This window comes from Streptomyces sp. NPDC050504, from assembly GCF_044458065.1.
GTDB lineage: Bacteria > Actinomycetota > Actinomycetes > Streptomycetales > Streptomycetaceae > Streptomyces.
In genome coordinates this window covers 272,266-286,812 of the sequence record NZ_JBITHO010000010.1, presented here as the reverse complement: position 1 = coordinate 286,812, position 14,547 = coordinate 272,266, and the positions used below count along the sequence as shown (strand labels likewise).

Here is a 14,547-nt window from a genome sequence, read left to right as displayed (position 1 = left end):
GCGCGGTGTCCGTACGGTGCCGCGCACCGCGCCCGCACCACCGGGGCGTGAACCGGGTCCGTACGGGCCTAGGCTGGTCGTATGAGTACGTTGCACGGACGGGGCACGGTCCAGGGCCTGCCGGAGTGGGACCGCTGCGCGGTCATGGGGGTCGTCAACGTGACACCCGACTCCTTCTCCGACGGCGGCCGCTGGTTCGACAGCGCCACCGCGGTCAAGCACGGCCTGGACCTCGTCGCCCAGGGCGCCGACCTGGTGGACGTCGGCGGCGAGTCCACCCGCCCCGGCGCCACCCGGGTCGACGAGGCCGAGGAGCTGCGCCGGGTCGTCCCCGTCGTGCGGGCCCTGGCCGCCGAGGGCGCCACGGTCTCCGTCGACACGATGCGCGCCAGCGTCGCCGAGCAGGCCGTCGCGGCCGGCGCCCGGCTGGTCAACGACGTCAGCGGCGGCCTGGCCGACCCGGCGATGATTCCGACCGTGGCCGACACCGACGTGCCGTTCGTGGTCATGCACTGGCGCGGCTTCAGCGAGTCCATGAACAGCCTCGCGGTGTACGAGGACGTGGTCGCCGAGGTCGCCGCGGAGCTGCGCGCCCGGGTGGACGCGGTCGTCGCGGGCGGCATCGCCCCCGAGCGCCTGGTCGTCGACCCCGGCCTCGGCTTCGCCAAGCTGGCCCCGCACGACCTGGCGCTGGTCGCCCACCTCGCGGACCTGCGGGAGCTGGGCAGCCCGCTGCTGGTCGCCGCGTCCCGCAAGCGGTTCCTGGGCCACGTGCTGGCCCCGGACGGCACCCCGCCGCCCGCCCGCGAGCGCGACGCCGCGACGGCCGCGGTCTCCGCGCTCGCCGCGCAGGCGGGCGCCTGGGCGGTCCGCGTCCACGAGGTGCGCGCCACGGCGGACGCGGTGCGCGTGGCCCGCGCGATCGAGGGCGCCCGGTGAAGCACCGCCCGAGAACGGCACAGGTCCCGGCGAACGGAAGACGACAGTGAGCGGGACCCTGGAGATCGAGCAGGTCGAGCGGGCCAACACCGCCTTCTACGAGGCGATGGAGCGCGGCGACTTCGAGGAGCTGTCCGGGCTCTGGCTCGACGACGGCTCGATCGAGATCTCCTGCGTCCACCCGGGCTGGCCGGTGCTCTCCGGGCGCGGCGAGGTGCTGCGCTCGTACGCCCTGATCATGGCGAACACCGACTACATCCAGTTCTTCCTGACCGACGTCAAGGTCACCATCGCCGCCAACACCGCCCTGGTGACCTGCACCGAGAACATCCTCAGCGGCGGCCCCGCCGAGGAGGGCAGCGAGCTGGGCCCGCTCGTCGGGCAGCTCGTCGTCGCGACCAACGTCTTCCGGCGCACGTCCGAGGGCTGGAAGCTCTGGTCCCACCACGGCTCCCCGGTGCTCGCCGAGACCGGCGACGAACCGGAAGGACCGACTCCGGCCTGAGCCCGGGAGGCCCGCTCCCCCTATCCGGTGGGGTTCGATCTCCGCTCAGAGGGTAGGGGCGGCTACCCGGGCGAGCGCTGTCGGTGCCCGCAGGTAGATTCGATTGAGGGCACTGTGCCGCCCGCACGCGGCCGTGGGCCCGTACGACCAACAACAGCAGGAGTGATTCGCGTGGATCGTGTCGCGCTGCGCGGCCTCAAGGCCCGTGGGCACCACGGTGTCTTTCCCCGGGAGCGGGAAGAAGGCCAGACCTTCATCGTCGACCTGGTGCTCAGCCTGGACACCCGCCCCGCGGCCGTCGACGACGACCTGGCGAAGACCGTGCACTACGGCATCGTCGCGGAGGAGGTCGTCGACGTCGTGCAGGGCGAGCCGGTCGACCTGATCGAGACGCTCGCGGAGCGCATCGCCCAGCAGTGCCTGAAGCACGAGGGCGTCCAGGAGGTCGAGGTGGTCGTGCACAAGCCGGACGCCCCGATCACGGTGCCCTTCGACGACGTGACCATCACCATCACCCGGAGTCGAGCATGAACCAGACGCAGAGCGACCCGATCGTGCAGCCGGTGCCCGCCTCCGTCGTGGAGCAGGTGGACGCCGCCGACATCACCCTCTCGAACCCCAAGTGGGCGGTGATCGCCCTGGGCTCCAACCTGGGCAACCGCCTGGAGACGCTCCAGGGCGCCGTGGACGCCCTGGAGGACACGCCGGGCCTGCGGGTCAAGGCGGTTTCCCCGGTGTACGAGACGGAGCCGTGGGGCGTCGACCCCGGCTCCCAGCCGGCGTACTTCAACGCGGTGGTCGTCGTCCGCACGACCCTGCCGCCCGCCTCGCTCCTGGAGCGCGGCCAGGCCATCGAAGAGGCGTTCGACCGGGTCCGCGAGGAGCGCTGGGGCCCGCGCACCCTCGACGTGGACATCGTGACGTACGCCGACGTGGTCTCCGCCGACCCGGTGCTCACGCTCCCGCACCCCCGCGCCCACGAGCGGGCCTTCGTGCTGGCCCCCTGGCACGACGTGGACCCCGAGGCCAGCATCCCCGGCCGCGGGCCGGTCTCCGACCTCCTGACGGGCGTCGGCCGCGAGGGCGTACTCGCCCGCGCGGACCTGGAACTCCGCCTGCCCGAGTAACCGTTGCCCTTCCGTAGTCCCCCGCAGTCCCCCGCGGTTCCCGCCCCGACCCCCTGACGTAAGGACACGCCCCGGTGAAGCAGTTGCGCCTCGGAGTTCTGGCCGGAACCTTCGCGGTGGCCGGGATCCTGTCCTGGGGCGGAATGCGGCTGTGGGAGGCGTACGGCACGGTGCCGAGCGTCCCGCTGGCCGCGCCGATCGTGCTCGCGGTGATCGCGGCCGTCCTCCTGGCGACCGCGCTCTCGCTCCGCTCCCGGCTCCGCGCCCAGCGCGAGCGCCGCCCCGGCGCCAAGGGCGTCGAGCCCCTGATGGCGGCCAGGGCCCTCGTCTTCGGCCAGGCGAGCGCGCTGGTCGCGGCGCTGGTGGGCGGCATGTACGGCGGTACGGGCGTCTTCCTGCTGGGCTCCCTGGACGTCCCGGCCCGCCGCGACCAGGCGATCTACGCGGGCTTCGCGGTCCTGGCCGGCATCGCGGTCGTCGCGGCGGCCCTGTTCCTGGAGCGCGTCTGCCGCCTCCCGGAGGACGACGACCCCAACGGCAAGACGAAGGCCCCGTCCCCGGCCTGAGGGCCCGTGGGCCGACGGCGGGGGCGCGGGGCCTCGTCGGAGCCCGTGTCCGGCCTCCGGGGGTACGCGGGGGCCCGGGTCAGCGGGCCATGATCAGGCTCATCGCCTCCGCGCGCGTCGCGGAGTCGCGCAGCTGGCCCCGTACGGCCGAGGTGATGGTCTTCGCGCCCGGCTTGCGGATGCCGCGCATCGACATGCACATGTGCTCGCACTCGATGACCACGATCACGCCGCGCGGCTCCAGGATCTCCATCAGGGAGTCCGCGACCTGCGTGGTCAGCCGCTCCTGCACCTGCGGGCGGCGGGCGTAGACGTCCACCAGGCGGGCCAGCTTCGACAGGCCGGTGATCTTGCCGGTGGTCGAGGGGATGTAGCCGACGTGGGCCACGCCCCTGAACGGAACCAGGTGGTGTTCACACGTGCTGAACACCTCGATGTCCTTCACCAGGACCATCTCGTCGTGACCGAGGTCGAACGTCGTCGTCAGGACGTCCTCGGGCTCCTGCCACAGACCGGCGAATATCTCCTTGTACGCGCGCGCGACCCGCGCCGGGGTCTCCCGCAGGCCTTCGCGGTCCGGGTTCTCCCCGACCGCGATGAGGAGCTCGCGCACGGCGTTCTCGGCCCGCTTCTCGTCGAACTCGCTGATCGTGCTCTCGCCGTCCAGCGTCACCGGGTCGGTCATCAGTGCCTCGTTCCTCTGCGTGCGTACGTGCCTGCGGGCGTACCCGAAAAAAAGCCGCGGCCCCCAGGCTAGAACCTGGGGGCCGCGGGCTGCATTCCGGGGCTGCCGGGAGCCGGGAGGCCTACGCCTCCGGGCGCTCCTCCGGGACGGGCTCCGCCGAGGGGGCGGCGTCCGCGGGGGCCGAGCCGTTGGTGCCAGCCGCCCCGTTGGTGAGGGCCAGCTCCTTCGGGGAGAGGACCGGCGGACGCGTCGACGGGGTGCGGCGCGAGGAGCCGGTCCACGCCGGGCGGGCCGGGCGCTTCACGATCGGCGCGAAGATCTCGGCGATCTCCTCCTTGCCCAGGGTCTCCTTCTCCAGGAGCTCCAGGACCAGGTTGTCGAGGACGTCGCGGTTCTCGACGAGGATCTCCCACGCCTCGTTGTGCGCGGTCTCGATGAGCTTCTTGACCTCCTCGTCGACGAGCGCGGCGACCTCTTCCGAGTAGTCGCGCTGGTGCGCCATCTCCCGGCCGAGGAACGGCTCGGTGTTGTCGCCGCCGAACTTGATCGCGCCGAGGCGCTCGGTCATGCCGTACTGCGTGACCATCGCGCGGGCCGTCGTCGTGGCCTTCTCGATGTCGTTGGCAGCGCCCGTCGTCGGGTCGTGGAAGACCAGCTCCTCGGCCGCGCGCCCGCCCAGCATGTACGCCAGCTGGTCGAGCATCTCGTTGCGGGTCGTGGAGTACTTGTCCTCGTCCGGGAGGACCATGGTGTAGCCCAGGGCCCGGCCGCGGGACAGGATCGTGATCTTGTGGACCGGGTCGGAGTTCGGGGAGGCCGCCGCGACCAGGGCGTGGCCGCCCTCGTGGTACGCGGTGATCTTCTTTTCCTTGTCCGACATGATCCGGGTCCGCTTCTGCGGGCCCGCCACGACGCGGTCGATCGCCTCGTCCAGCATGCTGTTGTCGATCAGCTTCTTGTCCGAGCGGGCCGTGAGCAGCGCGGCCTCGTTGAGGACGTTGCTCAGGTCGGCGCCGGTGAAGCCGGGCGTGCGCCGGGCGACGGCCGCCAGGTCGACGTCCGGGGCGACGGGCTTGCCCTTCTGGTGGACCTTGAGGATCTCCAGACGGCCCTGCATGTCCGGACGGTCGACCGCGATCTGCCGGTCGAAGCGGCCGGGCCGCAGGAGGGCCGGGTCGAGGATGTCGGGCCGGTTCGTGGCGGCGATCAGGATGACGCCGCCCTTCACGTCGAAGCCGTCCATCTCGACCAGGAGCTGGTTGAGGGTCTGCTCGCGCTCGTCGTGACCGCCGCCGAGTCCGGCACCGCGGTGCCGGCCGACCGCGTCGATCTCGTCGACGAAGACGATCGCCGGGGCGTTCGCCTTGGCCTGCTCGAAGAGGTCGCGGACGCGGGAGGCGCCCACACCGACGAACATCTCGACGAAGTCGGAGCCGGAGATCGAGTAGAAGGGGACGCCCGCCTCGCCCGCGACGGCACGCGCGAGGAGCGTCTTGCCGGTTCCGGGCGGGCCGTAGAGCAGCACGCCCTTGGGGATCTTGGCGCCGACGGCCTGGAACTTCGCGGGCTCCTGGAGGAACTCCTTGATCTCGTGGAGCTCCTCGACGGCCTCGTCGGACCCCGCCACGTCGGCGAAGGTCGTCTTCGGCGTGTCCTTGGTGATCAGCTTGGCCTTGGACTTGCCGAACTGCATGACGCGGGAGCCGCCGCCCTGCATCTGGTTCATCAGGAACAGGAAGACGACCACGATGAGGACGAACGGCAGCAGGGAGAGCAGGATCGAGACGAACGGGGACTGCTTCGACGGCGAGACCGTGTAGCCGTCCTTGATGTCGCCGTTCTCGAACTTCCCCTGCAGCTTCTCGGCCAGGTCGGCGCCCTGGGTGCCGATGTAGCTGGCCTGGATCTTGTTGCTGCCCTTGACCTTCTGGCCGTCCTTGAGGTTGGCCTTGATCATCTGTTCGTCGCCGGTGGTCAGCTTGACCTGATCGACCTGGTTCTTGTCGATCGCCTGGACGACCTCGGCGGTGTCAACTGTCTTGTAGCCGCCCGACGAGCCGACGACCTGCATCAACACGACCACGGCGAGGACGGCCAGCACGATCCACATGACCGGCCCACGGAAGTATCGCTTCACGTCCATCCATACGGGGCGAAGCCGCCCCGTCCCTCCTGCCCGTAGGTAAATGCTGCTGTGAGAAAAGACTGTTCTTCGGACGGTACCCCAGCATTGTCACCCGCGACGGCCGGGGAAGGCCGACAATCCCGCCTTCGCATGCTCCAACGGCGGGAAACGGGTGAGGGTTCCCGGTGCCCGTCCGGGAATTGGCGTCGCCTCAGCCGCCGTAGACGTGCGGGGCCAGCGTGCCGACGAACGGGAGATTGCGGTACTTCTCGGCGTAATCCAGGCCGTATCCCACGACGAACTCATTGGGAATGTCGAAGCCGATCCACTTCACGTCGATCGCCACCTTCGCGGCGTCCGGCTTGCGCAGGAGCGTGCAGACCTCCAGGGAGGCCGGCTCGCGGGAGCCGAGGTTCGACAGCAGCCAGGAGAGCGTGAGCCCCGAGTCGATGATGTCCTCGACGATCAGGACGTGCTTGCCCTTGATGTCGGTGTCGAGGTCCTTGAGGATGCGGACCACGCCGGAGGACTGGGTGCCCGCGCCGTAGGACGAGACGGCCATCCAGTCCATGGTGACCGGGGTGGACAGGGCGCGCGCCAGGTCCGCCATCACCATCACGGCGCCCTTGAGGACACCGACGAGGAGCAGGTCCTTGCCCGCGTACTCCGCGTCGACCTTGGCGGCCAGCTCGGCCAGCTTCGCGTCGATCTCTTCCTTGGTGATGAGCACCGACTGGAGGTCGGTGCCCATGTCCTTCTCGTTCACCCGGGGCCGCTTTCTGAGGGTTGCGTGGTACTGAGGAGCTCAGCTCTGCCGGATCACCAGTCTGCCACCCTGGCGGCGGGCCTCCACCCGGCCGGGCAGGTTGATGGCCCGCTGGCCCCGCCAGCTCGTGAGCAGCCGGTCCACTTCCTCGATGTGGCGGGCGAAGAGGGAGCCCGCCGGGGAACCCGCGTCGATCACGGCGCGGCGCAGCACCCGGCGGCGCACCGCGGGGGGCAGGGCGAAGAGCCGGTCGCAGACGAGCAGCCCGGCGTCGTCGCGCACGGTGGGGGCGGCCTGGACGGCCCAGGTGTCCAGGGCGTCGGCGTCGTCGCGGCAGAGCTGGGCGGTGCGGGCGAGGGCTTCGACGACGCCTTTGCCGAGCGACTTCTCCAGGGCGGGCAGGCCCTCGTGGCGCAGGCGGGAGCGGGTGTAGGCCGGGTCGGTGTTCATCGGGTCGTCCCAGACCGGCAGCTGCTGGACGAGGCAGGCCTTGCGGGCGGTCTGCCGGTCGAGCTGGAGGAAGGGGCGGCGGTAGCGGCCCGCGGCGCCCGAGGTGGCGGCCATGCCGGACAGGGAGCGGATGCCGGAGCCGCGGGCGAGGCCGAGGAGGACGGTCTCGGCCTGGTCGTCGCGGGTGTGGCCGAGCAGGACCGCGGCGGCGCCGTGGCGCTCGGCGGCGGCGTCCAGGGCGGCGTAGCGCGCGTCGCGGGCGGCGGCCTCGGGGCCGCCTTCGCGCCCGACGGTCACGGCGACGGCCTCGACGGGGTCGAGGTTCATTGCGGTGAGCCGGGTGGCGACCTCGGCGGCGCGGTCCGCCGAGCCTTCCTGGAGGCCGTGGTCGACGGTGATGCCACCGGCCCGGACGGAGAGTTTGGGGGCCTCGAAGGCGAGGGCCGAGGCGAGGGCCATGGAGTCGGCGCCGCCGGAGCACGCCACCAGCACCACGGGCGGGCCGTCGGCGCGGCCGTTCGGGCCGGTGCCGTCGCCGTTCTTGGAGTTGTCGTTGAGTACGTCGTGGAGTACGCGGCGGACCGCCAGGCGTATCGCTGCGACCGCAGGATGGGGACCCATGTCCGGTGCCCTTCGTGAAGTTCCGGGGGAGGAGGTCGGAAGTCGGTGAGCGGGGGGCCGTCACACAGTTTCGTCACTCAGAGTGCGTCGATGGTGACAGAGCCGAGCCATTCCCCGAGCATTGCACGCCTACCCTCGGCCTACGGTCCCTCGGATGGGTGATTACGGGGGCGTTCTTCTGCCGTCGCCCGTCCCTCCGTCAGGACTCTGCCTTACGGTGCACCCTCGCGATCCAGTCCGCCGGTTTGGCGATCTCCGTCTTGGTGGGAAGGGTGTTCGGGGACGTCCAGACCCGGTTGAACCCGTCCATACCGACCTGATCGACCACGGCCCGGACGAACCGTTCGCCGTCGCGGTACTGCCGGAGCTTGGCGTCGAGGCCGAGCAGCTTGCGCAGGGCCGTGTCGAGGCGGGACGCGCCCTTGGCGCGGCGCTGCTGGAACTTCTCCCTGATCTCGTTCACGGACGGCACGACCTGGGGCCCGACGCCGTCCATCACGTAGTCCGCGTGCCCTTCGAGCAGGGACATCACGGCGGTGAGGCGCCCGAGGATCTCGCGCTGCGCCGGGGTCTGCACGAGCTCCACGATGCTGCGGCCCTGCTCGCCCTCCTCGCCTTCGGGCCTGCCGCCCGCGAGGGACTGGGCGGCCTCGCGCAGCCGCTCAAGGACGGTCATGGGGTCCATGTCCGTCTCGCCGAGGAACGACTGGATCTCGCCCTCCAGGTGGTCCCGCAGCCACGGCACGCCGGTGAACTGCGTGCGGTGCGTCTCCTCGTGGAGGCAGACCCAGAGGCGGAAGTCGTGCGGGTCGACGTCGAGTTCGCGTTCGACGTGGACGATGTTGGGCGCGACGAGGAGGAGGCGGCCGCCGCCGTTGGCGGAGGCGGGGAGGTCGCGGGTGGCGGGGGCGAAGGTCTCGTACTGGCCCAGTACGCGGGAGGCCAGGAAGGAGAGCAGCATGCCCAGCTCCACGCCGGTGACCTTGCCGCCGACCGCGCCGAGCACGGCGCCGCCGGGGGTGCCTGAGCGGCGGTCGTGCATCTTGTCCAGGAGCGGGGTGAGGAGTTGGCGGAAGCCCGCGACGTTCGCCTTGATCCAGCCCGCGCGGTCGACGACGAGGACGGGGGTGTCCTCGGGCACCGTCCCCTCGGGGATCATCCGGGTGAACGCGCGGACGTGTTCCTCCGACGCCTTGGCGTGCCGCCGCAGTTCGGCGACGACGGCGCGGGCCTCGTCGCGGCTGACGTCGGGGCCGGGGCGCACGAGGCGCGTCGCGGTCGCCACCGCGAGGTTCCAGTCGACCATGCCGGACGTGCCTGCACCACCGATGCTCGTCATGCGTCAACCGTACGTTGTCGGGCGCGGGGGTGGTGAGGGGTTCCGCGGCGCGGAGCGGGCGGGGCCGGGGCGGCGGGCCCGCTCGGGCGGACCGCCCAGGGGCGGGACCGCCCGGGGGCACGGGGAACTGCGCGAGGGTGGGGCACGCGCCGCGCGTACCCACCCCCTCGGGCGGGCCCGTCAGGGCGGGGCGCCGGTCACCCGGTCGTGGCCAACCTGTTGGCCAGCGCGTCCAGGGCCGGTTGGGCCGCTTCCGCGGAACTCGTGCCCGTCGTCAGGAAGGCGAACGTCACCAGGCGTCCCGTCGGCAGGACCGCCGTGCCCGCCAGCGTGTTCACGCCCCGCAGCGTGCCGGTCTTCGCGCGGACCAGGCCCGTCCCCGGCGACGTCGGGGAGTAGCGGTCGCTGAGGGTGCCGGTGAAGCCCGCGACGGGGAGCCCGGTGAGGACGGAGCGCAGCTCCGGCCGCGCCGGGTCCGCGGCCTTCGCCAGCAGCGCCGCCAGCAGGCGCGCGGTCACCTTGTCGTTGCGGTCAAGCCCGCTGCCGTCCGCGAAGTGGGCGCCCGAGAGGGGCAGTCCGAGCTTGGTCAGCTGGGCCTTCAGGGCGCGCGACGCCCCCTCGAAGCTCGCCGGCTCGCCGAGGGCGATCGCGGTCTGCCGGGCGAGCGCCTCCGCGATGTCGTTGTCGCTGTTGGTCAGCGTCCGCTCGACGAGGGCCGAGAGGGGCGCGGAGTGCGTACGGGCGACGGTCTTCGCGGCGGCCGGGGCGCGGCCCGGCACGGGGTCGGCGACCGGGAGGCCGCGGGACGCCAGCAGGGACGCGAAGGTGCGGGCCGTCGCGGCCGCGGGCCGCTGCGAGCGGTCCGCCGTACCGCTGGTGGAGTCGTCGAGGCGGCCCTCGTTGGTCATCAGGGCGGTGACCGGCGCGAGGTTCTCGTTGTTCGGGCCGATGGGGTGCTGTTCGGTGCCGGTGTAGCGGGAGGTGTCGTACGTGAGGGCCACCGACGTGGCCCCGGGCTTCGCCCCCGACCCGGCCCCCGGCTTCGCGCCGGGCTTCGCGGCCGCCCGCACCGCCCGCGCCGTGGCGTCGGCCAGCGCGGTCAGGCGCGCCTCGTCCAGCGTGGGGTCGCCGCCGCCGACCAGGGTGATCCGGCCGCCGTCGGGCGTCGCGGCCACCGTCGTGGCGATGCGGTGGTCGGGGCCGAGCGCGGCGAGCGCGGCCACCGACGTGGCGATCTTGGTGGTGGACGCGGGCGTCACGGGGACGGTCTCCCCCACCCCGTACAGCCGCTCGCCCGTCACCGCATCGTGTACGGCGGCGGCCCGCACCGTCCCCAGGCCCGGGGCCCTCAGCAGCGGGGCCAGCGCGGCCCCGAGCCCGGCGGGCGGGGCGCCGGGGGCGCCGAGCGCGGCAAGGACCCCGGGTGCGCTGGGGGCCGGACGGGGTCCGGACGGCGGACGCCCGTCACGCCCGTGATCTGCGCCACCTGTACCCTCCCGGGCGGCGGCCCGGTGCCGCTCGGCCTTACGCTGACCGGAGTCCCAGGGGCCGGCTACGGCCGAAACCCCGGCAGCCAGTGCGAGACCGAGCACGGCGGAGAAGGCCGTGACGCGCCACACCTTTGGCTCAAGCACGGCTGACCAGCCCCTTTCGCGATCACACATCTGCGTGAGGGACACTTAATCACCAGACGTATGTGTTGATCATGGAGGAGCCACCCGTGGAGTTCGACGTCACCATCGAGATCCCGAAGGGATCGCGGAACAAGTACGAGGTCGACCACGAGACCGGTCGTATCCGTCTGGACCGTCGCCTCTTCACCTCGACCAGCTACCCGGCCGACTACGGCTTCGTCGAGAACACCCTGGGCGAGGACGGCGACCCGCTGGACGCGCTGGTCCTGCTGGACGAGCCGACCTTCCCCGGCTGCCTCATCACCTGCCGCGCCATCGGCATGTTCCGCATGACGGACGAGGCCGGCGGCGACGACAAGCTGCTGTGCGTCCCGGCTTCGGACCCGCGCGTGGAGCACCTGCGCGACATCCACCACGTGTCGGAGTTCGACCGCCTGGAGATCCAGCACTTCTTCGAGGTCTACAAGGACCTGGAGCCGGGCAAGTCGGTCGAGGGCGCCGACTGGGTCGGCCGCGCCGAGGCCGAGGCCGAGATCGAGGCCTCCTACAAGCGCCTGGAGGCGCAGGGCGGCTCCCACTGACCGCGTAACGCGCGGACAGGACGTACGCGGCGGGCGGCGCACCCTTCGGGGGTGCGCCGCCCGCCGCGCGTGTGGGCCCATGTCCGTGCCCATACTGGGCATGGAGCGGGGAAGGAAGTGGCAGGAGCAGTACGAGAGGCAGTGGAGGAGGGAGTGGCGGTGGCGGAGCCTGCCGAGACGGAGGACCGTAAGCCCCAGTCCGACGAGGCGCGCAGCGCGTTCGCGACGCCGTCGGGGGTGGAGGTCACCCAGCAGACCCCGGTGCCCGGCACGGGGACCGACGACGGTTCCACGACGTCGGAGTTCGCCGTTCCCCCCGGGCTCGTGGCCGCCGCCGACGGCACCGCCGCTCCCGGTGGCGCGCAGGAAGGTTCCGCCTTCGCCCCGCCCCGGACGTACGACTCCCGCAACCCGCCTGCCGCCTTCACCCCGGCGTCCGGCATCCCGGTCCTCAAGCTGCCGCAGGACGCGCCCTGGCAGGACCGGATGCGCGCGATGCTGCGCACCCCGATCGCCGACCGGCCCGCCCCCGAGGCCGTGCAGAAGCAGGACGAGGCCGGGCCCGCCGTGCCGCGCGTGCTCGACCTGACCCTGCGCATCGGCGAGCTGCTGCTGGCGGGCGGGGAGGGCGCGGAGGACGTCGAGGCGGCGATGTTCGCCGTGACGCAGGCGTACGGGCTCGACCGCTGCGAGCCCAACGTGACGTTCACGCTGCTCTCCATCTCGTACCAGCCCTCGCTGATCGACGACCCGGTGACGGCGAGCCGTACCGTACGGCGGCGCGGCACCGACTACACCCGGTTGGCCGCGGTCTACCACCTGGTCGACGACATCAGCGCCAAGGAGATCGACATCTCCCTGGAGGAGGCGTACCGGCGCCTCGCGGAGATCCGGCGCAACCGGCACCCGTACCCCGGCTGGGTGCTGACCTGCGCGGGCGGGCTGCTCGCCGGGGCGGCGGCGGTGCTGGTCGGCGGCAACCTGATCGTGTTCCTCGCGGCGGCGGTCGGCGCGATGCTCGGCGACCGGCTGGCGTGGCTGGCGTCGGGGCGCGGGCTGCCGGAGTTCTACCAGTTCGTGGTGGCCGCGATGCCGCCCGCCGCGATGGGCATCGCGCTGACGCTGACCCACGTGGACGTACGGGTCTCCGCGGTGATCACCGGCGGGCTCTTCGCGCTGATCCCGGGGCGGGCGCTGGTCGCGGGCGTGCAGGACGGGCTGACCGGCTACTACATCACCGCCTCCGCGCGGCTCCTGGAGGTCGGCTACCTGATCGTCGGGATCGTCTGCGGCGTGCTGACGATGCTCTACTTCGGCCTCGCGCTCGGGGCCGGGCTGCACCCGGCGACGGCGAACATGACCGTGGACCGGCCGGTCGTGCAGACGCTCGCGGCGATGGCGCTGAGCCTGTGCTTCGCGGTGCTGCTCCAACAGGAGCGGTCGACCGTGCTGATCGTGACGCTCAACGGGGGCGTGGCGTGGGTGATCTTCGGGTCCATGGCGTACACCGGGGACCTGTCGCCCGTCCTCGCGACGGCGGTCGCGGCGGGGGTCGTGGGGCTGTTCGGACAGCTGATGTCGCGGTACCGGTTCGCGTCCGCGCTGCCGTACGTGACGGCGGCGATCGGGCCGCTGCTGCCCGGCAGCGCGACGTACTTCGGGCTGCTGGCCATCGCGCAGAACGACCTCAACGAGGGGCTGGCGAAGCTGTCGACCGCGGCGGCGCTGGCGCTCGCGATCGCGATCGGGGTGAACCTCGGGGGCGAGATGTCCCGCCTCTTCCTGCGCGCGCCGGGCGGCGGGAACCGCCGCGCGGCGAAGCGGACCCGGGGGTTCTAGGGGTACGGGGCCGTTGCGGGCCCCGCTGCCCGGTGGTGGGTTGCTCGCGCGGTTCCCCGCGCCCCCGGACGGTCCGTGCCGGACGGTCCCGTTCGGCACAGGGCCCCCGTCAGGGGCGCGGGGAACCGCGCGGGAGCGGGGCAGATGCCGCGCGTACCCACGAACCCCTGGCGGGCTCGCCACCCCGCAAAGGGTCAGCGCTTCGCGTGGCGGCCCCGCTGCGGGGGCACCTCGCCGTCGCCGCCGCCCTTCTTGGACTGGCTCCGCGCCCGCAGGAACTCGATCGCGATCGGGACCACCGAGATCAGCACGATCAGGATCAGGATCGCCTCGATGTGCTGGTGCACGAAGTCCACGTTCCCGAGCGCCGCGCCCAGCAGCGTCACGCCCGCACCCCACAGCACACCGCCGATGACGTTGAACGTGATGAAGGAGCGGTAGTTCATCCGGCTGACGCCCGCGATGATCGGCGTGAACGTCCGCACGATGGGCACGAACCGCGCCAGGACCAGCGACTTCGGCCCGTGCTTCTCGAAGAACTCGTGCGCCTTCTCGACGTTCTCCTGCTTGAAGAGCTTGGAGTCGGGCCGCTTGAAGAGCGCGGGCCCCACCTTCCGCCCGAAGAGGTAACCGACCTGGTCGCCGATGACCGCCGCGAGGACGATCAGGAGGCACACCAGCCACAGCGGGGTGTCCAGCTTGCCCGCCGTGACCAGCAGGCCCGTCGTGAACAGCAGCGAGTCACCGGGCAGGAAGAACCCGATGAGCAGTCCGGACTCGGCGAAGACGATGACCAGGACCCCGATCAGCCCAAAGGTGCCGATCAGGTGGTCCGGGTCGAGCCAGCTCGGTCCGAGCGCAAGCGAATTCACGGTTACCGGGCTCCAGAAGGTCGATCGGCGGCTGTGTGGCTGCCCAAAGCTATCAACGCTTCGGAGTGCACCCCGGTTCCATGTGGCGCACCTCCCGCGGGCACGGGAGCCTGTCCCCATGGGTATCGAAGAGTACGGCGGCGGTCAGACCGCCCAGTCGGACGTCCTCGTGGTCACCACCAACGACGTACCCGGCTATCAGGTGCAGCAGGTCATCGGCGAGGTCTTCGGCCTCACCGTGCGCTCCAGGCACCTCGGCAGCCAGATCGGCGCGGGGCTGAAGTCGATGATCGGAGGGGAGCTGAAGGGGCTGACCAAGACGCTGGTCGAGACCCGCAACCAGGCGATGGAGCGGCTGATCGAGCAGGCGCGGGCCCGCGGTGCCAACGCCGTGCTCGCGTTCCGCTTCGACGTGACGGAGGCGGCGGACGTCGGCACGGAGGTCTGCGCCTACGGCACGGCCGTCGTCATCAGGCCCCTCTGACTCCTGCCGTACGC

Annotated in this window: 15 protein-coding genes; 8 read left to right on the top strand and 7 right to left on the bottom strand. The window is 72.0% G+C overall.

Annotated features, from left to right (window positions below; all coding sequences use genetic code 11):
• Window positions 1–81: 81 nt before the first annotated feature.
• From folP to ACIBNE_RS33245, 5 genes are all read left to right on the top strand, one after another.
• On the top strand, window positions 82–939 hold the full coding sequence (gene folP, locus ACIBNE_RS33265) for a dihydropteroate synthase (protein ID WP_399278253.1): 858 nt from the start codon (window positions 82–84) through the stop codon (window positions 937–939).
• A 46-nt stretch (window positions 940–985) separates the two neighbouring features.
• Window positions 986–1,444: a nuclear transport factor 2 family protein gene (locus ACIBNE_RS33260; RefSeq protein ID WP_399278252.1), complete on the top strand. Its 459-nt coding sequence runs from the start codon at window positions 986–988 to the stop codon at window positions 1,442–1,444.
• 171 nt (window positions 1,445–1,615) lie between these two features.
• Entirely contained in the window at window positions 1,616–1,975 is a 360-nt protein-coding gene (gene folB / locus ACIBNE_RS33255) for a dihydroneopterin aldolase (protein WP_399278250.1), read from the top strand.
• Window positions 1,972–2,571 (top strand): 2-amino-4-hydroxy-6-hydroxymethyldihydropteridine diphosphokinase, encoded by a 600-nt coding sequence (gene folK, locus ACIBNE_RS33250; protein ID WP_399278248.1) that lies wholly within the window; start codon window positions 1,972–1,974, stop codon window positions 2,569–2,571. Before folB ends, folK begins: the two co-directional genes overlap by 4 nt.
• A 74-nt stretch (window positions 2,572–2,645) precedes the next feature.
• Window positions 2,646–3,137: a DUF3180 domain-containing protein gene (locus ACIBNE_RS33245; protein WP_399278246.1), complete on the top strand. Its 492-nt coding sequence runs from the start codon at window positions 2,646–2,648 to the stop codon at window positions 3,135–3,137.
• Window positions 3,138–3,216: 79 nt separating this feature from the next.
• Here the strand turns inward: ACIBNE_RS33245 and folE are convergent, their stop codons facing one another.
• From folE to dacB, 6 genes are all read right to left on the bottom strand, one after another.
• On the bottom strand, window positions 3,217–3,822 hold the full coding sequence (gene folE / locus ACIBNE_RS33240; RefSeq protein ID WP_399278243.1) for a GTP cyclohydrolase I FolE: 606 nt from the start codon (window positions 3,820–3,822) through the stop codon (window positions 3,217–3,219).
• 121 nt (window positions 3,823–3,943) lie between these two features.
• Window positions 3,944–5,965, bottom strand: a complete 2,022-nt coding sequence (gene ftsH, locus ACIBNE_RS33235) for an ATP-dependent zinc metalloprotease FtsH (protein ID WP_399278241.1) — start codon at window positions 5,963–5,965, stop codon at window positions 3,944–3,946.
• A 193-nt stretch (window positions 5,966–6,158) separates the two neighbouring features.
• Window positions 6,159–6,698: a hypoxanthine phosphoribosyltransferase gene (hpt, locus tag ACIBNE_RS33230; RefSeq protein WP_399278378.1), complete on the bottom strand. Its 540-nt coding sequence runs from the start codon at window positions 6,696–6,698 to the stop codon at window positions 6,159–6,161.
• 54 nt (window positions 6,699–6,752) lie between these two features.
• Window positions 6,753–7,784: a tRNA lysidine(34) synthetase TilS gene (tilS, locus tag ACIBNE_RS33225; protein WP_399278239.1), complete on the bottom strand. Its 1,032-nt coding sequence runs from the start codon at window positions 7,782–7,784 to the stop codon at window positions 6,753–6,755.
• A 199-nt stretch (window positions 7,785–7,983) separates the two neighbouring features.
• Window positions 7,984–9,123 (bottom strand): zinc-dependent metalloprotease, encoded by a 1,140-nt coding sequence (locus ACIBNE_RS33220; protein WP_399278237.1) that lies wholly within the window; start codon window positions 9,121–9,123, stop codon window positions 7,984–7,986.
• A gap of 197 nt (window positions 9,124–9,320) precedes the next feature.
• Window positions 9,321–10,787, bottom strand: a complete 1,467-nt coding sequence (dacB, locus tag ACIBNE_RS33215; RefSeq protein WP_399278235.1) for a D-alanyl-D-alanine carboxypeptidase/D-alanyl-D-alanine-endopeptidase — start codon at window positions 10,785–10,787, stop codon at window positions 9,321–9,323.
• A 56-nt stretch (window positions 10,788–10,843) separates the two neighbouring features.
• On the opposite strand from dacB, the gene ACIBNE_RS33210 reads away from it, so the two are divergent.
• Together ACIBNE_RS33210 and ACIBNE_RS33205 are read left to right on the top strand one after the other, a co-directional pair.
• A complete protein-coding gene (locus ACIBNE_RS33210; RefSeq protein WP_399278376.1) occupies window positions 10,844–11,338 on the top strand; it encodes an inorganic diphosphatase in 495 nt (164 codons plus the stop codon).
• Window positions 11,339–11,497: 159 nt separating this feature from the next.
• Complete coding sequence (locus ACIBNE_RS33205) at window positions 11,498–13,177, top strand: threonine/serine exporter family protein (RefSeq protein WP_399278233.1); 1,680 nt, start codon at window positions 11,498–11,500, stop codon at window positions 13,175–13,177.
• A gap of 194 nt (window positions 13,178–13,371) precedes the next feature.
• On the opposite strand, the gene ACIBNE_RS33200 is transcribed toward ACIBNE_RS33205, so the two are convergent.
• The gene (locus tag ACIBNE_RS33200; RefSeq protein WP_399278231.1) at window positions 13,372–14,049 is read right to left on the bottom strand and encodes a DedA family protein; all 678 of its coding nucleotides are present in this window, start codon (window positions 14,047–14,049) and stop codon (window positions 13,372–13,374) included.
• A 118-nt stretch (window positions 14,050–14,167) separates the two neighbouring features.
• On the opposite strand from ACIBNE_RS33200, the gene ACIBNE_RS33195 reads away from it, so the two are divergent.
• On the top strand, window positions 14,168–14,533 hold the full coding sequence (locus ACIBNE_RS33195; protein ID WP_399278229.1) for a YbjQ family protein: 366 nt from the start codon (window positions 14,168–14,170) through the stop codon (window positions 14,531–14,533).
• Window positions 14,534–14,547: the final 14 nt, after the last annotated feature.